23 protein-coding genes and 1 tRNA gene are annotated in these 24293 nt (G+C 73.2%); 13 read left to right on the forward strand and 11 right to left on the reverse strand.

The window, feature by feature from the left end; translation table 11 throughout:
- The 3 genes from BMW85_RS20375 to BMW85_RS20385 form a co-directional block, all read right to left on the reverse strand.
- The gene (locus BMW85_RS20375; RefSeq protein ID WP_091083523.1) at positions 1-1965 is read right to left on the reverse strand and encodes an elongation factor G; all 1965 of its coding nucleotides are present in this window, start codon (positions 1963-1965) and stop codon (positions 1-3) included.
- Between the two features lie 134 nt (positions 1966-2099).
- Positions 2100-4592, reverse strand: a complete 2493-nt coding sequence (locus tag BMW85_RS20380; RefSeq protein ID WP_245774954.1) for a PEP/pyruvate-binding domain-containing protein — start codon at positions 4590-4592, stop codon at positions 2100-2102.
- Positions 4589-5311, reverse strand: coding sequence for a TetR/AcrR family transcriptional regulator (locus BMW85_RS20385; RefSeq protein ID WP_091083528.1), 723 nt, complete (start codon positions 5309-5311; stop codon positions 4589-4591). The genes BMW85_RS20380 and BMW85_RS20385 overlap by 4 nt, the downstream gene beginning before the upstream one ends.
- Before the next feature lie 92 nt (positions 5312-5403).
- Between BMW85_RS20385 and BMW85_RS20390 the strand changes: the two genes are divergently transcribed.
- The 3 genes from BMW85_RS20390 to BMW85_RS20400 all read left to right on the forward strand — a co-directional run bounded on the left by BMW85_RS20390 (position 5404) and on the right by BMW85_RS20400 (position 7146).
- Positions 5404-5952 carry a hypothetical protein gene (locus BMW85_RS20390; protein WP_245774955.1) on the forward strand — a complete coding sequence of 183 codons (549 nt, stop codon included), beginning with the start codon at positions 5404-5406 and terminating at the stop codon, positions 5950-5952.
- A gap of 50 nt (positions 5953-6002) precedes the next feature.
- Positions 6003-6395, forward strand: a complete 393-nt coding sequence (locus BMW85_RS20395; RefSeq protein WP_143082346.1) for a hypothetical protein — start codon at positions 6003-6005, stop codon at positions 6393-6395.
- Positions 6396-6474: 79 nt separating this feature from the next.
- Positions 6475-7146: a DUF6766 family protein gene (locus BMW85_RS20400; protein WP_091083534.1), complete on the forward strand. Its 672-nt coding sequence runs from the start codon at positions 6475-6477 to the stop codon at positions 7144-7146.
- On the opposite strand, the gene BMW85_RS20405 is transcribed toward BMW85_RS20400, so the two are convergent.
- Complete coding sequence (locus tag BMW85_RS20405; RefSeq protein WP_091083536.1) at positions 7080-7940, reverse strand: 1-aminocyclopropane-1-carboxylate deaminase/D-cysteine desulfhydrase; 861 nt, start codon at positions 7938-7940, stop codon at positions 7080-7082. The two genes, BMW85_RS20400 and BMW85_RS20405, sit on opposite strands and share 67 nt — an antisense overlap.
- A 43-nt stretch (positions 7941-7983) precedes the next feature.
- On the opposite strand from BMW85_RS20405, the gene galK reads away from it, so the two are divergent.
- Positions 7984-9096, forward strand: a complete 1113-nt coding sequence (gene galK, locus BMW85_RS20410; RefSeq protein WP_091083538.1) for a galactokinase — start codon at positions 7984-7986, stop codon at positions 9094-9096.
- Positions 9097-9145: 49 nt separating this feature from the next.
- On the opposite strand, the gene BMW85_RS20415 is transcribed toward galK, so the two are convergent.
- The 3 genes from BMW85_RS20415 to BMW85_RS20425 form a co-directional block, all read right to left on the reverse strand.
- Complete coding sequence (locus tag BMW85_RS20415) at positions 9146-9919, reverse strand: enoyl-CoA hydratase-related protein (RefSeq protein ID WP_091083540.1); 774 nt, start codon at positions 9917-9919, stop codon at positions 9146-9148.
- A gap of 48 nt (positions 9920-9967) precedes the next feature.
- The gene (locus tag BMW85_RS20420; protein WP_091083542.1) at positions 9968-11104 is read right to left on the reverse strand and encodes a nitric oxide synthase oxygenase; all 1137 of its coding nucleotides are present in this window, start codon (positions 11102-11104) and stop codon (positions 9968-9970) included.
- Positions 11105-11299: 195 nt separating this feature from the next.
- A complete protein-coding gene (locus BMW85_RS20425) occupies positions 11300-12217 on the reverse strand; it encodes an alpha/beta fold hydrolase (protein WP_091083544.1) in 918 nt (305 codons plus the stop codon).
- A 91-nt stretch (positions 12218-12308) separates the two neighbouring features.
- Between BMW85_RS20425 and BMW85_RS20430 the strand changes: the two genes are divergently transcribed.
- On the forward strand, positions 12309-12899 hold the full coding sequence (locus tag BMW85_RS20430) for a TetR/AcrR family transcriptional regulator (RefSeq protein WP_091083546.1): 591 nt from the start codon (positions 12309-12311) through the stop codon (positions 12897-12899).
- Between the two features lie 341 nt (positions 12900-13240).
- Here the strand turns inward: BMW85_RS20430 and BMW85_RS20435 are convergent.
- A tRNA-Asn gene (locus BMW85_RS20435) sits at positions 13241-13312 on the reverse strand.
- Positions 13313-13439: 127 nt separating this feature from the next.
- On the opposite strand from BMW85_RS20435, the gene BMW85_RS20440 reads away from it, so the two are divergent.
- Positions 13440-13769, forward strand: coding sequence for a hypothetical protein (locus BMW85_RS20440; protein ID WP_091083548.1), 330 nt, complete (start codon positions 13440-13442; stop codon positions 13767-13769).
- Between the two features lie 26 nt (positions 13770-13795).
- Here the strand turns inward: BMW85_RS20440 and BMW85_RS20445 are convergent, their stop codons facing one another.
- From BMW85_RS20445 to BMW85_RS49640, 3 genes are read right to left on the reverse strand one after another with little or no spacing between them, the layout of a single operon-like run.
- A complete protein-coding gene (locus BMW85_RS20445) occupies positions 13796-14269 on the reverse strand; it encodes a hypothetical protein (RefSeq protein ID WP_091083551.1) in 474 nt (157 codons plus the stop codon).
- On the reverse strand, positions 14266-15540 hold the full coding sequence (locus BMW85_RS20450; protein ID WP_177240780.1) for an amylo-alpha-1,6-glucosidase: 1275 nt from the start codon (positions 15538-15540) through the stop codon (positions 14266-14268). The genes BMW85_RS20445 and BMW85_RS20450 overlap by 4 nt, the downstream gene beginning before the upstream one ends.
- A 32-nt stretch (positions 15541-15572) precedes the next feature.
- Positions 15573-15731 carry a hypothetical protein gene (locus tag BMW85_RS49640; protein ID WP_020545297.1) on the reverse strand — a complete coding sequence of 53 codons (159 nt, stop codon included), beginning with the start codon at positions 15729-15731 and terminating at the stop codon, positions 15573-15575.
- Positions 15732-15916: 185 nt separating this feature from the next.
- On the opposite strand from BMW85_RS49640, the gene BMW85_RS20455 reads away from it, so the two are divergent.
- From BMW85_RS20455 to BMW85_RS20485, 7 genes are read left to right on the forward strand one after another with little or no spacing between them, the layout of a single operon-like run.
- Positions 15917-17086: a hypothetical protein gene (locus BMW85_RS20455; protein ID WP_091083555.1), complete on the forward strand. Its 1170-nt coding sequence runs from the start codon at positions 15917-15919 to the stop codon at positions 17084-17086.
- Entirely contained in the window at positions 17083-19233 is a 2151-nt protein-coding gene (locus BMW85_RS20460; RefSeq protein WP_091083558.1) for a serine/threonine-protein kinase, read from the forward strand. Before BMW85_RS20455 ends, BMW85_RS20460 begins: the two co-directional genes overlap by 4 nt.
- Complete coding sequence (locus BMW85_RS20465; protein WP_091083560.1) at positions 19230-20096, forward strand: PP2C family protein-serine/threonine phosphatase; 867 nt, start codon at positions 19230-19232, stop codon at positions 20094-20096. Before BMW85_RS20460 ends, BMW85_RS20465 begins: the two co-directional genes overlap by 4 nt.
- Positions 20093-21382: a vWA domain-containing protein gene (locus tag BMW85_RS20470; RefSeq protein ID WP_091083562.1), complete on the forward strand. Its 1290-nt coding sequence runs from the start codon at positions 20093-20095 to the stop codon at positions 21380-21382. The genes BMW85_RS20465 and BMW85_RS20470 overlap by 4 nt, the downstream gene beginning before the upstream one ends.
- Positions 21382-22023, forward strand: a complete 642-nt coding sequence (locus tag BMW85_RS20475; protein ID WP_091083564.1) for an FHA domain-containing protein — start codon at positions 21382-21384, stop codon at positions 22021-22023. The genes BMW85_RS20470 and BMW85_RS20475 overlap by 1 nt, the downstream gene beginning before the upstream one ends.
- 2 nt (positions 22024-22025) lie before the next feature.
- Positions 22026-23405, forward strand: coding sequence for a GlnX family signal transduction membrane protein (locus tag BMW85_RS20480; protein WP_245774980.1), 1380 nt, complete (start codon positions 22026-22028; stop codon positions 23403-23405).
- Entirely contained in the window at positions 23402-24211 is an 810-nt protein-coding gene (locus BMW85_RS20485) for a transporter substrate-binding domain-containing protein (RefSeq protein ID WP_091083568.1), read from the forward strand. The genes BMW85_RS20480 and BMW85_RS20485 overlap by 4 nt, the downstream gene beginning before the upstream one ends.
- The last annotated feature ends 82 nt before the right edge of the window (positions 24212-24293 follow it).

Here is a 24293-nt window from a genome sequence, read left to right on the forward strand (position 1 = left end):
TCAGACCCGCCGCAGCACGCGCAGCAGGTATTCCTTGCGGTCGAGCGGGTCGTGGCTAAGGCGGGTGCGGGCGGGGGCCGGGCCGCGTACGGGGTGGTAGCGCTCGAAGGCGCTGTCCAGCACGCCCTCACCCCGGGTCAGGCCGGGCAGGCGCTGACCCAGCTCGTGCACCCGCGCCGCCGGGATCTCCCCCTCGATCAGGCCCGGCCCCTGCGCGCGGGGGACCGCGCCGAGCCGGGCCAGCACCGGCAGCACCTCCCCGGTCGTGTCCGCGGGCAGCTCCAGCGTGAAGCGGTGCACCGGCTCGCACACCACGGTCCCGGCCCGCCGCAGCGCGTCCATGACGACCAGCGGCGTCAGGGCGCGGAAGTCGCCGGCCGTGCTCGACATGCTCTTGTCGAACCCGCCGCCCGCGTGGCTCTGCCTGGCCCAGTAGCCGGAGTGGGTGAGCGTCACCACGCAGTCGATCACCTGCCAGCCGCGCAGGCCCTGCCAGAGGGTCTCGTGCACGGTCTCCTCGATGGTGCGCATGAACGCGTACGGCAGCGAGCCCAGCTCCACCTCCAGCCGGAACACCACCCCGCCGCCCGGCGGGCCTGGCTCGACCCGCAGGCCGACCGTGGCGAGGAACGGGTTGGGGTCCTCGGCGATCAGCTCGACGGCGGCGCCGGAGCCGAGCGGGCGCTCGACGCAGATCGTGGTGCTCTCCATGAAGGAGACCTCCAGGCCGTGCTCCTCCAGCAGGGTGGTCTGGATGACCTCCTTCTGGACCTCGCCGTAGAGGGACAGCGAGACCTCGCCACGCGCGTCGTCCTGGCGCAGGCCGATGAGCGGGTCCTGCTCGGCGAGGCGGGTCAGGGCGAGCAGCAGCGCGCCCCGGTCCGCGGGGCGGGCCGGCCGCACCACGGTCTCCAGGGTGGGCGGCGCGAAATGGCACTCGCCCGCCCGGCGCGGCGGCTCGCCCAGCGGGTCGCCGACCCGGACCGCGTCGAGGCCACGCAGGCGGGCGATCTGCCCGGCCGCGACGGACGCTCGGGCACCGGACGCGCTGTCGGCCGGGGCGCTGAGGACGTCCATGCCGGTGATCCGGGCCTCGCCGCCGCCCGGCAGGCGGAGGCGGTCGCGGACGCGCAGCGTCCCGGAGAACAGCCGCGCGTAGGCGATCTTCTCCCCCGCCGGGCCGCGCTCCACCTTGAACACCGCCCCCGACACCGGCCCCCCGGGGTCGCCCCCGGCGGCGGGCAGCAGCTCGCGTACGCCCGCCACCAGGTCGTCCACCCCGGCCCCGGTGATGGCCGAGCCGAAGAACACCGGGTGCACCAGGGCGTCGCGGGTCTGGGCGGCGAGCGCGGCCCGCAGCCGGGCGGGCGGCACGGCCTCGCCGCCCCGCACGTACGCGGCGAGCAGCGCGTCGTCGTGCAGCGTCACCACGTCGAGCAGCTCCGCCCCGTCGTACGGGACGAAGGCCGCCTCCGGGGTGCCCGCGCCGGCGACCTCGCCCATGGCGGCGACCGGCAACGCCAGCCGGGAGCCCAGCTCCGCCAGCACGCCATGGGGCCGCGCGCCCCGGCGGTCGATCTTGTTGACGAAGACCAGCGCGGGGATGCCGAGCCTGCGCAGCGTCCGCATGAGCACGCGGGTCTGCGCCTGCACGCCCTCGACGGCGGAGACCACGAGCACCGCGCCGTCGAGCACGTTGAGCACCCGTTCGACCTCGGCGATGAAGTCGGGGTGGCCGGGGGTGTCGATGAGGTTGACCGTGGTGTCGCCGACGGCGAACGAGACCACGGCCGATCTGATGGTGATGCCGCGCCGGCGTTCCAGGTCGAGCGAGTCGGTCTGGGTGCTGCCGTCGTCGACGCTGCCGAGCTCGTCGATGACCCCGCCGGCGAGCAGCAGCCGCTCGGTCAGGCTCGTCTTGCCCGCGTCCACATGCGCGAGGATTCCCAGGTTGAGCGTACGCAACGAACGTCATGTCCTTCGATGAGTGCGGTCCTTTCGCGGAGGGACACGACAGTCGCTCGCATTTCTGCTCCTTTCCTGGGTACCCGGCAAGCAGACCAGAGGCCCGGCCCCGGGGCAACCGATTAACCGCGCGCTCAGCCGAGGAGCTCGACGGTGCCGCGTTCGCCGTCCACGCGGACCCGGTCGCCGTCGCGCAGGCGCATGGTGGCGTTGCCGGTGCCGACCACAGCCGGGATGCCGAGCTCGCGGGCGACGATGGAGGCGTGCGACAGCGGCGCGCCGAGGTCGGTCACGACGGCCGCGGCGCGCGGGAACATCGGCGTCCAGCCCACGTTGGTGAGCGTCGTCACCAGGATCTCGCCGGGCTTGAGCCGGTCGCCCTCCTCCGGCCCCGCGAGCACCCGGGCGACGCCCTCGACGACGCCGGGCGCGCCGGGGAAGCCGGTCACGGCGTCGCCGGCGGGGGCGAGGCCGCCGCGGGCGTCGTACACGTCGGCCCGCCGGTCCGGGTCGGCGGCCCAGCGCACGGGGTCGAAGTGCCCGACGATCAGCACCGGGTAGGGCGGCAGCGCCGCGTACCGTTCGTAGGCGGCCCGCCGCGCCGGCACCCGGTCCAGGCCGGCGGCGTCGCCGCGCAGCAGGGCGAGCAGCTCCTCCAGGGACAGGAAGAAGACGTCCTCGCCGTGCCCGGTCAGCTCCCCGGCGCGCAGCGTGAACGCCCGCAGCACCCAGAAGGCGCGCATGTTCTCCGAGCGCGCCTCCTCCCGGTCGCGCACGACCGCGCCCCACCGGCGCACCCGCTCGCGCATCCTGGCCTCCTGGCCGGGGTGGCGGGCGGCGAAGCGCGCCCACGCCTCCTCCCTGGCGCGTTCCTGCCGGGCGAGCAGCGCCTCCGTGTCGGTGCGCAGGTCGCGCAGCCCGGCGAGCTGGGAGTCGATCCACGCCGGGTCCTCGCCGGGCCGCGGCTTCGACACCTCGAACTCGTGCGGCCCGCGGTGCCCGTGCGCGGCGGCGAACTCCTCGCGGGTGATCTCGCCGCGGGCCAGCCGGGACAGTCCGAGGAGCAGGCCCATGCTGGCCAGCTCGCCGCCCGCGTTGACGCCCGACAGCATGGCCTCGGCGTCGTTCTCGCCGGCCATCTTGCGCAGCTTGTCGCGGGTCCAGACGAGGGTGGCGCCGCCCTGGCGGCCGGCCGCCTCCAGCATCCGGCAGGCGGTGACCACGTGCGGGCGGATCTCGCGTTCCCACAGCTCGGCCAGCTCGGGGGCGGTGCGGGTGGCGGCGACGCGGGCGCGCAGCTCCTCGCAGCGCCCCCGGGAGGCGGCCAGGAAGGCGGGCATGGCCTTGAGGTTCGTACGGACCCGCCGCTGCAGCCCGACCGCCATCGGCAGCACCTTCCTGAGGATCTCCCAGCGGGACAGGCCCACCTTCGGCACCTCCAGTCCAGGAGGCAGCTTGCCGAAGACGTTCTCCGTCGCGGAGGCCCGCTTGCTCATGCCCATCGCGGCCGCGATCGTGTGGACGATGCTGAGGTTCATGTAGAACCGGCCGCCGATGTTGCCGACCATGTCGAAGCCGGGCAGCGCCGAGGCGGACATCGCCTCGTGGATGAACAGCCGCACGTACGACCAGGTGATCGGCGTCATCACGTCGGGGATGGCCTCGCCGAGGTTGCCCGCGGTCCACAGGTACTCGCCCTTTAAGCTGTCGTTCCACTCCTCCGGGCGGGCTTTGAGCCCGGTGATCGGGCGGGCCTGGAGGACGGCCAGGGTGCCGTCGGCGCGGCGGGCCCACTCGACGTCCATGGGGACGCCGTACAGGTCCTGGACGCGTGCCCCGAGCGCGGCCAGCTCGGCCGCCTGCGCGGCGGTCAGCACGGGGGCGCGGCGCAGCTCGGCGGGGACCGGCCGGTCCTCGGTGCCGTCGGGCGTGCGCACGGTCATGACGGTCTTGTCGCCGACCTGCTCGCGGACGACCGCGCCGCCGCGCAGCACGAGCGTGTCCGGGGTGACCTGGCCGCCGACGACCGCCTCGCCGAGCCCCCAGGAGGCGTTGATCACGGTCTCGTCGAGCGCGCCGGTCACCGGGTCGGCGGTGAACATGATCCCGGCCGCGTCGGCGTCCACGAGCTCCTGCACCACCACGGCCAGCGCCACGTCGTCGTGCGGGACGCCGTTCCTGTCGCGGTAGGCGATCGCGCGGGCGTTCCACAGCGAGGCCCAGCAGCGCAGGACCGCGGGCAGGAGGCCGTCGCCGCGGACGTTGAGAAAGGTGTCCTGCTGGCCGGCGAAGGACAACTCCGGCAGGTCCTCGGCGGTGGCCGAGGAGCGCACCGCCACGGCGACGTCGTCGCCGAGCGCCGCGTACGCCTCGCGGATCGCGTCCGCGACCGGCTCGGGGATCTCGTGCCGGGCGAAGAGCGCGGCGGCGCCCTCCGGGTCGTGGGGGTCGATCTCGTCGCGGAAGCCCGCCACGAACGCGCGGTACGCCGCGGTCGTCACGTGGAACCCGCCGGGCACCGGCAGCCCGGCCCGCGCGAGCCGGGCCAGCGACGCCCCCTTCCCGCCCGCCAGGGCCAGGTCGGCGACCGGGTCGTCGAGAGGCAGCACCAGTTTCACGTCACTCACGCTCCTCGCTCCTCGCTCCCGAGTGAGGCCGCCAGCCGGCGGCGGGCGACCTCCTCCATGGCGTCCAGGATGTCCGCGGTCGCCTCGGCCACGGCCCGCCGGTCCGCCCCCGGCAGGGGGCGGCCGGTGGACATGGCCCGCTCCACGGTGTCGGTCACCAGCTCGGCGATCCGCTCATCGGGCAGCCGTGCCGCCTCCGGCAGCAGGTCCGGCAGGGCGATGAAGCCGTACACGATGGAGCTGATCACCGTCAGGTGGTCGCCGGGCTCGGCGCGCACCGCGCCGTGCTCGATCATCCGGGCGATGTAGGCGTCGAAGGGGCCGCCCAGCTCCAGGCTGGTGCCGCTCGTCCGCTTCATGCGCGTGAGCTTGCCCAGCACCTCGTCGTCACCGAGCAGGACCGCGCGCAGCAGCGGGCGGTTCAGCGTCTCGCGGACCAGGCCGCCGAACAGCTCGGGCAGCGTGGCCGGCGCGTTCGCCCTGATGCCGGCGAACAGGTGGACCCGCTCGCGGCGCAGCAGCGCGGCGAAGAGCTGGTCGCGGGTCCTCCAGTGCAGGTAGATCGTGCCCTTGGCGACGCCGGCGCGGCGGGCCACGTCGTCGATCGTGGTCTTGTCGTAGCCCCAGCGCAGGATCAGCTCGGCGGCGGCGTCGAGGATGCGGTGCGCGCGTTCGAGCTGGCGCGCCGGGTCCTGCGGCGGTCGTCCGACCTTGGCCATCCGTCTCTCCCCATTTGTTTGACTGAATGAAACTATCCGGTCATTCAATCAAGAGCAAGCCGTTCCCGGGTCCGGGCCGTAGCGTGGGGTCCATGGCCAAGGCGTTCTGGATCGACCAGGACTTCGACAGGGACCGCGACGGGCGCTACGCCGTCCACGTACGCAAGAACCTGGACGAGTTCGAGTGGGGGGACATCGCCCCCGTCAGGTTCGCGTGCACCGCGTGGCGGCTCGCCACGCCGCCCTCGCTCACCCCCGGCTACGTACGGTGGGACCGCCGCGTGCTGGAGGCGGCCTGTCACCGCAACACCTGGGACGGAACGCTCTACGCCCGCGTCCGGCTCGCCTCCCCGCTGCCGGAGGAGCTGACCCGCTCGCGCGCCTGGTGGCGCGACCGCGGCTGGCTCGGCTGGCAGGAGACCTTCGGCCAGTACGTCGAGCCGTCCCAGCAGGACCTCGCCCGCGTCCCCTTCCTGCGCGCCTCCCTGCTGGTGGAGGCGCCGCTGCCGCTCGGCGACCTGCCGCCCGAGCCGGAGGGCCCGCACGACGAGGTCGAGCAGCACGCCCGCCACGCGGTGACGGTGCTCGCCCGCGAGCTCGACGCGCTGGTCGGCCCCGTACTCGACCAGCTCGGGCGCTGACCTCGCCGCCCGGGCAGCATGTTCGGATGATCGGCGGGTAGCAGCGTGCCATGAGAATCCCGCTCGTCGCACCGGCGTCGGGAGTGGCGCTGGTGCTGGCGCTGGCCGGCTGCGCCCCCGACGCCGCGGCCCCGGCGCGGGCGGCCGAGCGTTTCCACGCCGAGCTCGCCGCGGACCGCGGCGACGCCGCGTGCGCGCTGCTCGCCCCCAAGACCGCCGACAGACTTCCCGATCCCGGCCAGTCCTGCGCCGACGCGCTGCGCGAGCTCAAGCTCGGCCCCGGCGGCGCGGTCACCGAGGTGCGCGTGTGGGGCGACAACGCCCAGGTACGGCTGGCCGGCGACACGCTCTTCCTGCACCGCTTCGGCGACGGCTGGCGGGTACGGGCCGCGGGCTGCGAGCCGGTGCGCGACCTGCCGTACGACTGCGAGGTGGAGGACTGATGAGGGTGATGTTCACGATCACCACGCTCCTGATCGTGGCCGGACTGGCGTGGTTCTTCGCCATGGGGTGGTCCAGACTGTGAAGTGGATCAAGGAGAACTCCCTGTCCCTGGCCTTCCTGGTGATGTTCCTGCTGGCCCTCGGCGGCCAGGCGGTCGCCGGGACGCTCGACCTCGACGACCAGCAGCGCGCCATGGGCGACCAGCCGATCTCCGTCTGGGAGTACGTGACCTCCTCCTCCTTCGCCGTGGACGTGGCCGAGAACTGGCAGTCGGAGTACCTGCAGTTCTTCCTCTACATCGCGCTCACCGTCTGGCTGGTGCAGAAGGGCTCGAACGAGTCGAAGGCCATCGAGGACGCCGGCGCCGAGTCCGACGAGGAGCAGCGGATCGGCGCGCACGCCGCGCCGGACTCGCCGCGCTGGGCACGGGCGAGCGGGCCGCGGCTGTGGTTGTTCGGCAACTCGCTCGGCCTGGTGATGGGCCTGATCTTCCTGCTGTCGTGGGCCGCCCAGTCCGTCGCCGGGCAGGCCGCCTACAACTCCCAGCGCCTGGCGGACCTGCGCGACCCGGTGACGTGGAGCTCGTACGTCACCTCGCCCGAGTTCTGGAACCGCAGCCTGCAGAACTGGCAGTCGGAGCTGCTGGCCGTGCTGTCGATGGTGGTGCTGTCGATCTACCTGCGTCAGCGCGGCTCGCCCGAGTCGAAGCCGGTCGGCGCGGCCCACGCCGCGACCGGCGTCGAAAGCTGAGCGCCCGGGCCCTCGGGCGGGCTGGTGACCACGGCGACGACACGGGTGCCCGGCGCGAGGACGCCCCGCCGGGCCAGACCGACGACGCCGAGGAGCATCTTGGCCACGTAGACGCGCTCGACGCCGTGCCGGGCGGCGAACTCCGTCAGCTCGGGCGTCGTGCGCGCGTAGCCGCCGAAGTGGTGGTCGAGGTCGATCGACCAGTTGGACCAGGTCCGCCCGTACGCCTCCCGCTGCAGCCTGGCCACCTCCCCCTCCAGGAACCCGGCGCCCTTCAGCACGGCGAACCCCAGCGCCCGCTTGCCCTCGGGCAGCCCGGCCGCGATGCCCGCCAGGGTGCCGCCGGTGCCGACGGGGCAGCACACGACGTCGTACGGGACGCCGATCTCGGCGGGCAGCTCGGCGCAGCCGCGCACCGCCGCCGCGTTGCTGCCGCCCTCGGGCAGGATCGCGATGTCCTCACCGAACCGGGCGCGCAGCGCCGCCCGCACCTCCTCGGTGTGCTTGCGGCGGTAGGTGGCCCGGTCGAGATAGGTGAGGGTCATGCCGCACTCCCGAGCGCGGGCGAGCACGGGGTTGAGCGGCAGGTGCTCCTCGCCCCTGATGACCCCGATCGTCTCGATGCCGTGCCGGCGCCCGGCCTCGGCCACCGCCGCGATGAGGTTGGACCAGGCGCCCCCGAAGGCGAGGATCCTGCGGTGGCCCAGGTTGTGCTTGAGTTTGCGCGGTTTGTTGTCGTCGCGCATCAGGAACACCCGGACCTGCCCGAGCCCTGGATCCAGGAGCTCCTCCATGGCGCTAGTCTACGGTCGGGCCCTTGTTGAGGAGTGTTGGATTATGCGCGTTGCTGAAGCTTTCCGCGCCGCCTTCGGTGCGGACCCCGAGGCCGTCTGGCGCGCGCCGGGCCGGGTCAACCTGATCGGCGAGCACACCGACTACAACGACGGCTTCGTGCTGCCGTTCGCGGTGCCCTGGGGCGTGAGCGCCGCCGTCGCCCCGCGCGCCGACCGGACCGTCCGCCTCCTCTCGCTCCAGTCGCCCGGCGAGCCGGTCACGCTCGCCACCCACGAGGAGGCCAAGGGCTGGACCCGCTACGTCGTCGGCGTCCTCGCCATGCTCGGCGACCGCGTGGCGGGCGCCGACATCGCGATCGACGGCGACGTGCCGCAGGGCGCCGGGCTCAGCTCCAGCGCCGCCCTGGAGGTCTCCGTCGCCGCCGCGCTCAACGACCTGCACCAGCTCGGCATGACGCCCATGGAGCTCGCCCTGCTCGGCCAGAAGGCGGAGAACGACTTCGTCGGCATGCCCTGCGGCATCATGGACCAGGCCGCGTCGGCGCTGTGCGAGGAGGGGCGCGCCCTGTTCCTCGACTGCCGCTCGCTCGCCTCCCGCACGATCCCGCTCGACCTGGCCGCGCACGGGCTGAGCATCCTCATCATCGACACCCAGGTCCACCACGAGCACGCCGGCGGCGAGTACGCCAAGCGGCGCGCCGAGTGCGAGTCGGCCGCCCGCAAGCTGGGCGTGCCCGCGCTGCGCGACGTCACCGACCTGGCCGGCGCCCTGGAGCGGCTGAGCGGGGCCGAGCGCAAGCGCACCATGCACGTCGTCACCGAGAACCACCGCGTCGAGGCGCTGATCGGCCTGCTGCGGGCGGGCGCCGTCACCGAGATCGGCGCCCTGCTCAACGCCTCCCACCTGTCGCTGCGCGACCAGTACGAGGTGTCCTCCCCCGAGCTTGACCTCGCCGTGGAGGCCGCGCTCAGGGGCGGCGCGCGGGGCGCCAGGATGACGGGCGGCGGCTTCGGCGGCTCGGCCATCGCGCTGGTCGCCGACGACCGCCTCCAGTCCGTCCAGGACTCCGTCTCGGCCGCCTACGCGGAACGCGGCTTCCAGGCGCCCCGCTTCCTGCCCGCCACCCCGGCCCGCGGCGCCCACCGCCTGGCCTGATCTCCTCGCCTGACCCCCCTCGCCCGACACCCTCGCCCGACCGCCCCCCTCAGAGGGACGGGAAGTTCGGGGGGCGGCGTTCGAGGAAGCTCGCCACCCCCTCGGCGAAGTCCGGGCGGCCGAAGGAGGCGAGCATCTCCTGCGTCGCCGTCTTCGCCGACTCCTCCAGCGTGACGTCCCAGTCCCGCCACACCTGGCGCTTGATCACCGACATCGAGGCGGGCGAGCTGTGGGCGGCCAGCTCGCGCGCGTACTCCTGGGCGGCGGCGACCACGCCGTCCCCGGGCACCGCCCGGTTGACCAGCCCCAGCTCGTACGCCTCCCGCCCGGTGAACACCCGCCCCGACAGCAGCACGTCCATCGCCCGTTGCTGGCCCATGATCCGGGGTAGCACCCACGACAGGCCGTACTCGGCGACCAGGCCGCGGCGCGGGAACGCGGTCGTCCACTTGGCGTCCTCGGCGGTGAGGACCAGGTCGCAGACGAGCGCGTGCACCATGCCGAGCCCGGCGCAGGCCCCGTTCACGGCCGCGATGATCGGCTTGGCGATGGTCGTGGGGAAGGTGTTGGGCCGCGGGTCCGGCTTCTCGTCGTACGCGCCGGTCTGGATGGCGTTCAGGGTCTTGAAGTCCGCCCCCGAGCAGAAGCCCTTGCCCGCCCCGGTGACGACCACGGCCCGTACGGCGGGATCCCGCTCGGCCTCCTCCAGCAGGTCGAAGTAGCGCCGCCCCATGGCGTCCGTCCAGGCGTTGAGCGTCTCGGGACGGTTGAAGGTGAGCGTGAGCACGCCCTGGTCGACGGCTGAGAGCACGAGTTCCGACATGAAGCCAACAGAACCATGTTCTATCCCATGGCGGCAAGTGGCCCGCTTCTAGCGGTGGTGGACGAAGGACGGCGTGAGGACGCTGGTGTCGTAGTAGCGGTGGAAGACGGGGGTGGCGCTGCCCGACATCGGCGGCACGATCCACGACCAGTCGGCCGGACACACCCGCCCGGCCTTCTCCTCCTTCGCCAGGTGCGTGAGGAAGCGCCGGGACTCGGTGTGGTGGTCGGTCATCGTCACCCCCGCCCGCTCGAACGAGTGCAGCACCGCCACGTTCAGCTCCACCAGCGCGTGGTCGCGCCAGAGCGAGCGCTCGGTCGAGGTGTCCAGGCCGAGCCGCTCGGCCACGGTGGCGAGCAGGTCGTAGCGGTCGTGGTCGGCGAGGTTGCGCGCGCCGATCTCGGTGCCCATGTACCAGCCGTTGAACGGCGCGCACGGATAGCAGACGCCGCCGATCTCCAGGCACATGTCCGAGATGGCGGGCACGGCGTGCCAGCGCAGCTCCAGCTCGGCGAACCACCCGTAGTCGGGATGCGCCAGCGGCACCTCCAGCACGGCGTCCCCCGGAAGGTGGCAGAGCAGCGGGTCGCCGAGCCCCGGCTGGATGATCACCGGCAGCACGTCGAACCGGCCGCCGGCGCTCCCCCGCCAGCCGAGGGTCCTGGCGAGGTCGGTGAGCCAGAGGTTGCGCGGGTCGCCGGTGACGCCGCCGTCGCGGGACCGGTGGGCGGCGTAGCGGATGAGCTGGTCGTTGAGTATCCGCGGCCCCGGACGGGCCGGGGCGTCGGGCGCGAGCACCGTCACCGTCGGCCTGATCCGGCCGCCGCCGGTGGCCTCGCGCAGATGGGCGACGCATTCGAGGGCCACCCCCTCGGCGGTCGAGACGTCCCTGCGGTCGCGTACGCGGAGGGAGCGCCAGTAGAGGCGGCCGATGCAGCGGCTGCTGTTGCGCCAGGCCACGCGGGCGCCGAAGACCAGCTCGTCGGCGGTGTGGGTGTAGGTGCCGGTCCGGGCGATCTCCCGCGCCACCTCGCGCAGGCGCGCCTCCGGGCCGCCCGCCCCGGGATTCTCGGCGTGGTAGAGCCTGATGAACCGTTCCGCCTCGCGCGGGTCGGCAAGGCGCCCCAGCCATGCCTGGGTGCGGGGCGCGTCGAAGGGACTGAGGGACCTGATCCAGGTACGCACGCGGCAATCAGCACTTCTCGGTCATCGGATCGCCCCGCCGGATTCCGGGTCACGGCGGCACGTCCTGGCGGCGGCGCCCTCTCCTCGCCCCCTCGCAGTGTCCGCGGCTCCGGCCCCTGGGGACCGGTCCCACCCATCTTCGCCCCCAAGTCCACTCTTGTCCCGAGAACCCGGAAATGCCCCAGACTCGGGTGCTCACCCCATCGCACCCTCCCGGCCCGGCTGGGAGCGGCCGGCCAGGGCACAGAGCTGATCGACGATGTCGGCCCAGAGCTCGCCCGGGAGGTTGTGGCCCATGCCCGGATAAAGGACGAGACGGGCGCCGGGGACGGCGGCGGCGATCTCCTTCGCCGCGCGCGGCCGGATCATCGGGTCGTCCTCGCCATGGATGACCAGGGTGGGCAGGTCCAGCGCGGCCAGCCGAGGCAGCAGGTCGCCGGTCGCCCCGGCCGCGGCGGACTGGCGCATCTCTCCGCCCGCGGGGCTGGAGTCGCGGTCGTAGGACACCCCCGCGGCGTGCCGCCACCATGCCTCGTCGAGCGGGTAGCCGGGCGACCCGAGGATGCGCATCGCGTCCACGACCCGCTGGACCGCCCCCTCCCGTCCGGCGGGATATCTCTTGAGGCTCTGACTGATCATCAGCCTGAGCACGGTCCACATGTTCACCCTGCCGCGTCTCCAGCCGGCGTAGCTGGAGGAGACGGTGAGGGTGCGCACCCGTTCGGGGCGGCGGATAGCGGTGAGCTGGGCGACGGCGCCGCCCAGCGACGCCCCGAAGAGGTGCGCGCCGCTCCAGCCGAGCGCGTCCATCACCGCGAGGGCGTCGTCGGACATGTCCTCCAGCCGGTACGCCGCCACCCTGCCGGCCCTGAACCAGTCCTTGGCCAGGCCCGGCCGCCCGGCCTCGGAGAAGTGGGTCGAAAGGCCCGCGTCGCGGTTGTCGAACCTGGCCACGGCGAACCCGCGGTCGGCCAGCATGGCACACAGGTCGTCGGGCCACATCACCATCTGCATGGCGGTACCCATGATCAGCAGTAACGGCTCGCCGTCCGGCGCCCCGAACGTCTCGTAGGCGATCTCCACCGCGCCGTTGCGCGTCGTCCGGATGGGCATGATCCTCCTCCGGGAAGATTACAATGCACCTGCATCGTAAAAGCGGGACCGAGCGTTTTCAATGCGACTGCATTGGAAAAATTGGACAGGCATGCCCAGACAAGTGGATCATCAGGCCCGGCGCAGGCAGATAGCCGACGCGCTGCTCCGGATCGTCGATCGCGAGGGACTGGAAGGCGTCAGCCTGCGGCACGTGGCGGCGGAGGCCGGGGTGTCCATGGGCAGCGTCCAGCACTACTTCGCCACCAAGGATCAGATGATGATCTTCGCGCTGATCCACGTGCACGAGCGCATCTACCAGCGGGTCAACGCCTGTCTCGACCCCCGCTCGCCGCGCGACCTCGTCCGCAGCGCCATCATCGAGATGCTGCCCCTGGACGACGAGCGACGCACCGAGGCCCGCATCGCGCTGGCATTCCTCGCCCGCTCGGCGGTCGATCCCGAGTACGCCGCGACCCTGCGCGAGGGCTACCCGTACCACGCCGTCTTCTTCGCCGAGCAGATCCGGCGCGCCCAGCAGAACGGCGAGGCCCCGGCCGACCTGGTCCCCGAGCAGGAGGCCGTGATCCTGTTCGCCATCACCCAGGGCCTGGTCAACCCGACCCTGATCGGCCACCACACCGAGGAGACCGTGATCGACGCCCTCGACCGCCACCTGGACCGCGTCTTCCCCAGCGAATGACGCACGGTCCGCGACGAGCCCGATCGTTCGTGCGCCGACACCGACGATCACCACGCCGACATCAGCCGCGCTTACCGCCCTACGGGGCAGCACGGCTCGCGAGAGCACGCCGAGTCCTTCTACCGGGAACTCGCATCACGCAACGACTGGAAGCTCCGCTCCACCGACGCGCCCATGTGCATGACAAGAGAGGTCGATGGCGCGGAGGTGAGCCTCGAAGTCTCGGCAGAGCCCGACTCGTACGTGGTGAGCGCGTCCACCTGGCCTTGCTGAGCGCCGGCCGGAACGACTCAGGCCCCCTGTCCTCGATCCGAGGGAGGGGGCCTGAGCCAGTGAAGATGCTCCCGCGATAGGACTCGAACCTATAACCTGCCGGTTAACAGCCGGCTGCTCTGCCGTTGAGCTACGCGGGATCGATCTGTTTGCGCTGCTCGGCGGGGTTTTGTCGCCCCTCCGTCGTGCGCATGAATAGATTAGCGCACTCCTGGAGTGCGTGTCGCATCGTTACCGGGGTAGGCCCGGTGACAGCGGAGGTGTGACATGCGATATCGGATGACATTCACGATGGGACTGGCCATCGGCTACGTGCTCGGCAGCCGGGCGGGTCGCGAGCGCTACGAGCAGATCAAGCGCGCGGCGCAGCGCGTCGCCGACAACCCGAGGGTCCAGGAGGTCGCGGGCGTCGTCGGCGCCCAGGCGTCCAGGTATGCCGGCGCGGCCAGGACCAAGGTGGGCGACACGCTGCAGCAGCGGATCCCCTTCCTGGGCGGTGACGCGCACAAGCACAACGGCGCCACCGGCTGGCCGGAGGAGGAGGACGTCACGGCCGGCGTGGAGCGCAGGTCCCGGGAGAGCGGGATGCCCTACTAGGAGGCCGGCATGGGTGTGTTGCAGGATCACACGCCCATGCTGCGCCGTACTCCCTCCAGGGCCTGCTCGGCCTGCGCGCGCAGGCCGGGGTCCTCGGGGTCGAGGCCGTCGTCGAAGACGAGGGTCCAGCCGAGCACCTCGCCCCCCGGCGGTCGCCTGGCCACGAGTCGTACGCCGCCCCTGCCGGGGAGGTCGACGTGCTTGTTGACCACGATGGTGGCGTTGACGCGCTCCCTGAGCGTCTCGGGCAGCATGCGCGGCTCGGGGACCGGCTCGACGTGCCGCACGCCGGACATCGTGAGGACGGTGAGCCCCTGCTCGTCCCAGTAGGCCTTGTCGACCTCCTCGTACGGCACCCGAGTCCCGTCCGGCAGCAGCAGCGCGAGGTTCGTGGCGATCACGTGACCGGCGCCGGAGACGGCGAAGGTGAGGACCCGCTCCCCCTGCCGCAGGTCGAGAGATCTGCGCACGTCGGCGGGCAGCCGGCGGAAGATGTTCATTCACAAAGCGTATCGGCGAGCAGGTCGAGGGTGAGCGCCGCGCTCCAGGAGAAGTCGCGGCAGCCGCGCCCGCTGCCGTCGAAGGGGTCGAAGCACTCGCGGAAACCGGCCTGCCTGACCAGCCGGAGTGTGCCGTTGGTGAGCTGCTGGGCGAGGTGGTCGAGCGAGTGCACGGCCGCGGCCCTGCGCAGCAGCCAGTTGGTGTTGACCCAGGAGGGGCCGCGCCAGTAGCGGGTGCGGTCGAACTGGCCGGCGCGGATCTCGCAGCTCGGCACGGGGTAGCCGGTCGCGCCCATGAACCTGGCCGACTCCAGCAGCTCGACGGCCGCGCGCAGTTGCTCGGCGGGCAGCTCGGGGTCGAGCAGCGGCCCGAACCCGCCCACCGTGGCCACCTTGATCAGCTGCCCGGCCCGCAGGTCGCGGGCGTAGAAGCCGCCGTCCCAGAGGCGGTCGAGCAGCGCGCGCCTGATGCGCCCGGCCTGTTCGAGGTGGGGGGCGGGGTCGGCGCGGGCGAGCGGGGCGAGCTCGGCCATGGCCTGGCAGGAGGCCAGCCAGATGCCGTTGAACATGGGGTCCTCGACCGCGAAGGGGTGCTCGTCGCGCAGGTAGCCGGCGCTGTAGCCGGCGTCGCGGTAGCGCATGGCGAGCCAGACGTAGCGCTCGTGGTCGCTGTCGGGATGGCGGTCGGCGAGCTCGACGCCGCGGTAGCCGTAGTGGATGGCGGGCAGGTTGTGCAGCGGCTGGTCCCAGGCGGGGCTGTCGTCCATGCCCGACTCCCACGGGTGGACGATGGCGGCGAGCCCGGCGCCGCCGAGGTCGCGGGCCGAGGCCAGGTAATCGTGCTGGGCCACCAGCGCCGGGTACGCCTTCCTGACGAAGTCGCGGTCGCCGGTGTGCCGGTAGAGCCACCACAGCGCGAGCCCGTGCAGCGGCGGCGCGGTGAGCCCCGAGGTGAGGACGGGCGGCGCGGCCGCGTGTTCCTGGGAGCGCCAGAGCGACGGCCCGGGGAAGTACGCCTCGCGGGTGTGGAAGACGATGTGCGGCACCATGCCGGTCGACCACTGCCCGCGCAGCAGGCTCAGCAGTTCGTCGCGGGCCCGGTCCGGCCGGCGCCGGGCCAGACCGATGACGACGAACGCGGAGTCCCAGCTCCACTGGTGGGGATAGAGCCCGGGAGCGGGCACGGTGCCAGAGCCCGTCCAGTTCGCCTCGAGCACGGCCATGGCCTCGCGCCCGAGCGCGGCATCGTCGACCGCCGGCCGCGCCTCCATCACCCAACTATGACTGGCGATGCGCCCAGAAGCTATGTCCTCTTGGCCCACTTCGACAGTACGAGGACGCCGAAGGCGACGGCGCCGATGATGAGCCCCCACTTGAGGAGCGTGAGCGCGAACCCCAGCAGGGGGCCGAGCAGTACGAGCGCGGCCACGACCGCCGCGATGATCAGAAGTATGCGTCCCATGTACGTAACGCTAAGAGATCGTTAAGCCGTTTGCAGGCGAGAGAGGGTTGAATCAGGGACAAGTCAGGGGTCCCCCCGACCTTGCCAGCAAAAGGAACTAAAGCCGTCAGATCACCCGTTGTGCCCGGTATAAACGGGGCAACTGGGGGGTTTCGCCGGGGAGCGTGATGAACCTGGGACCACCAATGAGCAGGGAAGGCGTCGAGCACGCGCTGCGCGCCCGCGCCGACGAACGTGACCGCATCTCCGGCGACCTGCTCGATCTCGAATCCCACACGACCTACCAGTTGCTCAAGGGCGCGTCCTTACGGGGGGCGACCGCCCACCGCTGGGCGGGCTTACAGGAGGCACTGGCCAGGCTCTGGGGCCTCAACGACGCCTACCGGGCCGTGTTACGCGACGCGGAGCAGATCAGGGACTCCCGCGGCCGGCTCGGCTCCGACCAGCTCGAACAGCTCACCGGACTGCTCGCCGGGCCGTCGGTGGTGCTCCGGGCCGCGGCCAAGCCGGTCGAGCAGCGCTCCCTGCTGCCGCAGGCGGACGAGCGGCTGACCCTCGACCAGGCCGTCACCCGCATGGACGCCGCCTTCCGCGAGGTCACCTCCGCCCTCACCGACATCGACGCCCGCTGGAACGATCTGCTCCCCCGCCTCGACGCCGCCGACGCCGCCCTGCGCCGCGTCCGCGCGCTGGAGGCGGACCTCGGTGAGGCCGCGCCCGGGCTGGGCCAGGCGGACGCCGAGTTAGGGCGGCTGCGCGCCGACGTGGTCGAGGACCCGCTCGGCTCCTCCGCCGAGCCGGACCTCGACCGGGTCTCCCGCCTGCTGGCCGCCGCCGTCGCCGAGCTGGAGCTCGCCGTCACGGTCAAGCAGGAGTACGCCCGCCGCCGCGAGAACCTGATGGCCGCGCTCGACCGGGTGCGGGCCGCCGAGAGCGAGGCCAGGCTGGCCCACGGCGCGGTCGTCGTCAAGATCGCGCTGCCGCCGCAGGCGCAGCCGCGCAGCCGCGTGGACGCCCTGGCCGACGCGCTCGACGCGCTCGACGTCTCGGCCGACACGTGGGTGCTGCGCGCCAAGCGGCTGGCCGGGCTGGAGGACGACGCCGACGCCGCGGCCCGGCAGGCCCAGACCACCGCCAGGGCGCTGTACGGCCTGGTCGGCCGGCGCGACGAGCTGCGCGGCCGGCTCGGCGCCTGCCAGGTGATGGCGGTGCGCAAGGGCCTCGCCGAGGACCCGGCCGCCGCCGACCTGTACGAACGGGCCCGCGCCCTGCTCTGGAGCGCCCCCTGCGACCTGACCGCCGCGGCGGCGGCCGTCGAGACCTACCAGCGCGCCATCCATGGAGGTGAGGCATGACCCGCTGCGTGCAGCCCGGCTGCACCGGGACCATCGAAGAGGGCTACTGCGACCTGTGCGGCCACGCGGCGACCGCCGCGCCCCCGGCGCCCGCGCCCTCCTCGGTCTCGCTATCGCCGCCCACCCAGCCCTCCTCGCCCGTCACCAACCCGGTGAGCCGCTCCATGACGGGGCCGGCCGGCAGCAGCGGACGGTCGCGGGCGGGGGTGCTGGCCACGCTGGCCGACCTGCCGTCGGTGCCGTACCGCGATCCGGCCGCCGCCGTCATGGCCAACCCGGAGGTGCCGGAGGAGAAGCGCCACTGCGCCAACCCCGACTGCGGCAAGCCCGTCGGCCGCTCCAGGAACGGGCGTCCCGGGCTGACCGACGGGTTCTGCCCGCACTGCCGCACGCCGTACTCGTTCGCCCCGAAACTGGGCAAGGACGACCTGGTGGCGGGCCAGTACCGCGTGCTGGGCTGCCTGGCGCACGGCGGGCTCGGCTGGATCTACCTGGCCTCCGACGAGAACCTCGACGGCCGCTGGGTGGTGCTCAAGGGCCTGCTCAACACCAACGACGCCGAGGCGCTGGCCGCGGCCGAGGCCGAGCGGCGCTTCCTCACCACGGTCGACCACCCCAACATCGTCAAGATCTTCAACTTCCAGCGCTCGGCCGGGCTCGGCTACATCGTCATGGAGTACGTCGGCGGCCAGTCGCTCCACGAGCTGCGCCGCCAGGGCCCGCTGCCGCTGCGCGAGGTCCTCATGTACGGCAGGGAGATCCTGCACGCCTTCGGCTACCTGCACGAGAACGGCGTGGTCTACTGCGACCTCAAGCCGGCCAACGTGATCCGGGTCGGCCGCCAGCTCAAGCTCATCGACCTCGGCGCGGTGCAGCCCATCGGCTCGCCGCCGGGCACCTCGTGGGCCACGGCCGGCTACCACGCGCCCGAGCTGGAGACCCACGCGGCGTCAGTGGCCTCCGACCTCTTCACGGTGGCGCGTACCCTCGCCGTGCTGGCGATCCCCGGGTTCAGCCCGGTGCAGAACGGCAAGGCCGCGCCGCTGCCGCAGGACTGCGGGCACCCGTCGTTCACCCGGCTGCTGCGCCGGGCCACCGCCGACGACCCCGCCGACCGGTTCCAGAGCGCCTGGGAGATGGAGGAGCAGCTCGTCGGGGTGCTGCGCGAGGTGTGCGCGCAGGAGGACGGGGTGCCGTACCCGCATCCCTCGACGCTGTTCGGGCCGGAGCGGGGGGCGGTGGGCACGGCGCTGGCCGAGGGCGGCGGGGCGGTGCTCGCGCCGCTCGACCCGGCGGCCGTCGCCGCCGAGCTGCCGGTGCCGCTGGTGGACCCGGCCGACCCGGCCGCCGGCGCGCTCGCCGGGCTGCTCGGCCTGGACGGCAAGGACCTCGTCGACCAGCTCGCCGCGATGCCGCGGACGCCCGAGACCAGGCTGATGCGGGCCAGGCTGCTCGCCGAGGAGGGCGCCGCCGAGGCCCCGGTGGTGCTCGACCAGCTCGCGGCCGAGCTGCCCGGCGACTGGCGGGTCACCTGGTACCGCGGCGTGCTGGCGATGACGACCGGGCGGTTCGACACGGCCGTGGCGATGTTCGACGCGTGCCTGTCGCTGCTGCCGGGCGAGCCGGCGCCCAAGCTGGCGCTGGCGTACGCGCTGGAGTGCGCGGGCAGGCACGCCGCCCCCTGGTACGACACCGTCTGGCGCACCGACCACGGCTACGTGAGCGCCGCGTTCGGCCTGGCGAGGACGGGCCGGCTGAGCGTGCTGGACGAGGTGCCGGCCACGTCGAGCTACCGGGTGGCGGCGCAGGTGGCGCTGGCCGTCTCGGCGGCGCGCCGGCCGGACCCGGCCGCGATCGTCCCCGGCGAGCTGGTCACCGCGGCCGACCGGCTGACCCGCCTCACCGACCTCGACGGCCGCCGCCGCGACCTGCTCACCGCCGAGCTGCTGCACGGGGGCCTGGCGTGGCTGGCGTCCAACGCGCCGCCGCCTGGCCTGCGGCTGGCGGAGGCCGCGTTCACCGAGTCCGGGCTGCGCAGGCGGCTGGAGTCGATCTACCGGCGGCTGGCCGTGGCCGCCACCACCCGCCAGGAGCGGCACGCCCTCATCGACCAGGCCAACGCCGTGCGTCCCCGGACGTGGCTGTGACGGCCCCGGAGGCCCGCGCGGCCGATGCCGGGGCGGGGGCGTGCCCCGTCTGCGGCACGCCGGTGTACGAGGGTTACGCCTACTGCGAGAAGTGCGGCCACACCCTGGGCTCGCCGACGTGCACGTCCTGCGGGGCGGCCGCCGTGGACGCCGAGGGCTACTGCGAGCGGTGCGGGCTGCGCCAGCCCACCGGCCGCGACCACGCCGAGATCGTCCTGGAGGGCGGCGCGGCGGCGGTCACGGACAGGGGCCTGCGGCGCAGCAGGAACGAGGACGCGGTCGCGCTGCTCGCCGCCGGCCGGTCCACGGTGGCCGTGGTCTGCGACGGCGTCGGCAGCTCCCCCAGGGCCGACGAGGCGTCCGCGGTGGCCGTCGAGGCGGCGAGCGCGGCGCTGATCAGGGGACTGTCGCACGAGGAGGCGTTCGAGCTGGCCGGGCGGGCGGTCACCAAGCTCGCGACGTCCGTGCACGACGCGCCCGCCAGCACGTACGTCGCCGCCGTGGTCAGGGACGGCCGGATCAGCCTGGCCTGGGCGGGCGACACGCGGGCGTACTGGCTGCCGGCCGGACTCCCGGACGGGGGCCTGCTGACCGTCGACGACGCGATCGAGACCGGCGAGATCACCGCCTGGCTCGGCGCGGACGCCGGGGACGTCCGGCCGCACGTGCGCGTGTTCGAGCCGCAGGGGCCCGGCCTGCTGCTGGTCTGCAGCGACGGCCTGTGGCGCTACCTGGACGGCCACCCGCTCCCCGCCCCCGGCGATCCGCAGGCGCTGGCCCGCGAGCTGCTGCGGCACGCCCTGGACTCCGGCGGCCAGGACAACATCACGATCGCCCTGATCCCCCTAGGAGAACTCCCGTGAGTGACCAGCCGACGTTCACGCTGACGATCGACCAGAACAAATATCTCCCCCTCGACGGCCGCGAGGTGCACGCCATCCTGACGGTCGGCGCCACGGGCGGGATCACCACGCAGGCGGCCGGGCCGGCGGAGGCCGCCGAGGTGATCATCGTGGACACCTCCGGCTCGATGAGCGGCAGCAAGATCCGCGAGGCGCGGCAGGCGGCCGTGACCGCCGTGCAGACGCTGCGCGACGGCGCGTACTTCGCGGTGATCGCCGGCACCGACCGGGCCACGATGGTCTATCCGCGCGGCAACCCGCAGCTGGTGAAGGCCACCCCCGCGACGAAGGCTGAGGCGCACCGGGCGATCGACAAGCTGCTCGCCCATGGCGGCACCGCGATCGGCGAGTGGCTGAAGCTGGCCGGTCACCTGCTGACCGCGCACCCGTCGGCGATCCGGCACGCGCTGCTCATGACCGACGGCCAGAACAACGAGCGCGCCGACGTCTTCGGCTCCGTGCTCGCCGCGTGGAGCGGCAAGTTCGTGGTGGACTGCCTCGGCGTCGGCGCCGACTGGGCGCCGGCCGAGCTGCGCAGGGTCGCCGAGGCGATGCTCGGCACGTTCGACTTCGTCCGCGACCAGGGCGACCTGCCGGAGTACTTCCGCCGGCTCACGCAGACCTCGATGAGCAAGACGGTGGCCGAGCTGTCGCTGCGGGTGTGGGTGCCGCAGACCGCGCGGCTGAAGTTCGTCAAGCAGGTCTCCCCCGTGCTGCTGGACCTCACCGGCAAGCGGACCGACGTCAACCCGCTCACCGGCGACTACCCGACCGGGTCGTGGGGCGCGGAGGAGCGCGAGTACCACGTGTGCGTCGAGGTGCCGCCCGGCCAGATCGGCCAGGAGATCAGGGCGGGCTGGGTCAAGCTCGTCCGGCCCGACACCGGCGACGTGCTCGCCAGCGGCAACGTGCTCGCCCAGTGGACCGACGACCTCGCCCAGTCCACCCGCATCAACGGCAAGGTCGCCCACTACACCGGCCAGGCCGAGCTGCACGACCTCATCCAGGACGGGCTGAGCGCCCGCGCGGCCGGCGACGTGGACACCGCGACCGCGCGGCTGGCCAAGGCCCGCGAGATCGCGGTCGAGTCCGGCCGCGAGGACACCGCCCGCCTGCTGGAGAAGGTGGTCGAGGTGGACCCGGCCAGCGGCACGGCCCGGCTGCGCAGGAACGTGGACAAGGCCGACGAGATCGAGCTCGACACCGGCTCGGTGCGCACCAGCCGGCTGCGCAAGGAAGGATCGTGATGGCGACCTGCCCGCAGGGGCACGCGTCGGGCGACGACGACTACTGCGACGTGTGCGGCGCCCAGATGGCCGCCGCCCCCGCCGCCTCCACCCCCCAGCCCGCCGCGCCCTCCGGCGCGGGCGCGCCCGCCGAGAGCTGCCCCATCTGCCAGACGCCGCGCGCCGGCCAGTTCTGCGAGGTGTGCGGCCACGACTACACCGGGAACGGGGCGGCCGTCCCGCTCCCGGTCACCGGGGCCCGGTGGGAGGCGGTCACCGCCGCCGACCGCGCCTACTACGACAAGGTGATCGCCGAGGGCGGGCCGGACGCCGACCGGGTGGCCTTCCCGCCGTACTGCCCCGAGCGCTCGTTCGGCCTGCACGGCGAGCAGGTGCGCATCGGGCGGCGCAGCCGGGCCAGGAGCCTCGCCCCCGAGATCGACCTGACCGGCCCGCCCGAGGACCCGGGCGTGTCCCACCTGCACGCCGTGCTGCTGGCCCAGCCGGACGGCTCGTGGACGATCGTTGACCCGGGCTCGTCCAACGGCACCCGGGTCAACGGCAGGCCGCTCACGGTCAACGTGCCGGTGAGGATCGGCCCCGGCGACCGCATCCACCTGGGCGCGTGGACCGTCATCACGATCAGGGAGGGCACCCCGTGACGATGACACAGGCCCCTCCTCCGGCCCCTCCCATGGTGGCGCCCCCGGCGCCGACGCCGAGGCGGCGCAACGTGCCCGGCCGCGTACGGACGCTGACCGGCGCCACCGTCGCCGCGCTCGCGCTGCTGTTCACGGCGCTGGCCGTGGGCAGCTCCAGCGCCCGCGACGGGCTCCAGGTCATCGGCCGCGACGCCGGGCCGCAGGTCGTCGCCACGGCGGGCCTCTACCTGGCTCTGAGCGACATGGACGCGCAGGTCGCGGGCGCCTTGCTGATGGGCAACGGGTACGCAGACCGGCGCGCCGACGCCCTCGCCCGCTACGAGAGCCGCCGTTCGGAGGCCAACCAGGCGCTGCTGAAGGCGTTCCAGCTCTCCGGCGACGACCCGGCCGAGCGGCGGACCGTGCAGTCGGTGCTGGACGGGCTCGGCCGCTACGAGCGGCTGGCCGGGCAGGCCCTCCTGCTCGACGAGCGCGCCGGGCACGCGCCCGGCCCGCCGCCGGCGGAGGTCGTGGCGACCTACCGGCAGGCGACCGACCTCATGCGGATGGTGCTGCTGCCGCAGGCGTACAACCTGACGCTGGAGAACGGCACCATCGTCCGCCGCACCTACGACGACAAGGCGCTCATGCTGCCGCTGCTGCGGGCCGCGGTGGTGGTGGCCGGGCTGCTCGCGCTGGGCTGCCTGCTGGCGCTGCAGGTCTTCCTGGCCCGGCGCTTCCGCCGGGTGTTCGGCCCGGCGCTGCTGGTGGCGACGGTCACGACCGCGCTGGCGCTGCTGTTCGGGACGAACGTGCTGAGCCAGGACCAGGACGCGCTGCGCGAGGCCAAGAAGTCGTCGTTCGACTCGGTGCTGACGCTGGCGAGGACGCGGGCGATCAGCAACAGCATGCAGGGCGACCAGAGCCGCTATCTGCTGGACAAGGAGCGGGCCGACACCTACGAGCACACGTTCCTGGACAAGTCGCAGTCGATCTTCTACGTCCCCGCGGGCAACCTGGAGACCTACCAGGCCAAGGTGACCCAAGGCGAGACGAAGGCGCTCGGCCTGCTCGGGCCCGAGCTGGTCGGCCCGCGCGGCCGGGACGTCGCCACCGCCTTCGCCGGCTTCCAGGCCGCCGACGCCGACCTGCGGAAGCTGGCGCTGGCCGGACGGGTCAACGGCGCGGTGGCGGCCCGGCTCACCACGTCGACGCAGGCCTTCGACGCCTACGACCGCGCGGTGGTGGCGCTGGCCGGCCAGCACGAGGCCGACTTCGAGCGGGCCATCGGCCGCGGCGAGAACGCCCTCGACAACCTGTGGCGGCTGCTGCCCTTCGCGATCGGCGGGATCGGCCTGCTGGTGATCGCCGGGGTGTGGCCTCGACTCAAGGAGTACCGGTGAAGCGGGTGCTGGCGGTGACGGCGGCCCTGGTGGCCGCGCTGGCGGCCGGGGGCTGCGCGAGCGGCGAGGCGGCGTCGATCGTCGACAAGGACGACATCGTCATCGCGGTGCGGCCGGACCTGCCCTCGGTCGGGTTCCGCAAGGCCGACGGGACGTTCGAGGGCTTCGACGTGGACGTGGCCCGCTACCTCGCCCGCAAGCTGGGCAAGCACGTCACGCTCATGCCGGCGCTGGCCGCCGACCGGGACAAGGTGCTGCTCGACGGGCGGGCCGACATGGTGGTGGCGACGTACACGATCGACCAGGACCGCAAGGCCAAGGTGTTGTTCGCGGGGCCGTACCACATCTCCTACCAGGACATCCTGATGCGGCCGGACGAGACGTTCAAGAACGTGCGCGACCTCAAGGGGCGGCGGATCTGCCAGGTCAAGGGGTCGAACGCGGCCGAACGGGTCACCGAGGAGCGCAAGGTCGCGGCGCAGCTCGTGCCGTTCGACGACTACGCGCAGTGCCTGGAGGCGCTGAAGAGCCGGCAGGTGGACGCCGTCACCACCAACGACGTCATCCTGGCGGGCCTCGCCATGCGGGACGGCTCGGGGCTGCGGCTGGCCAACGCCCAGTTCAACGAGCAGCGCACGGGCGTCGGGCTGCGCAAGGGCGACGTTCCGGGCTGCGAGGAGGTCAACCGGGCGATCATCGACATGTACCAGGACGGGACGGCGTCGAAGCTGCTGCACAAGTGGTTCGGCAAGTCGGGGCTGAACCTCGGCACGATCGCGGTGCCGCAGTTCGAGGGCTGCTCCTGACGGCCCTTCCGACAGCGCTTCCGACAGCGCTTCCGACAGCGCTTCCGACGCGGCGAGCGGGCCGGGGCCTGACGCCCCGGCC

The organism is Nonomuraea wenchangensis (genome assembly GCF_900111685.1).
In the GTDB taxonomy this organism is placed as follows: Bacteria; Actinomycetota; Actinomycetes; order Streptosporangiales; family Streptosporangiaceae; genus Nonomuraea; species Nonomuraea wenchangensis.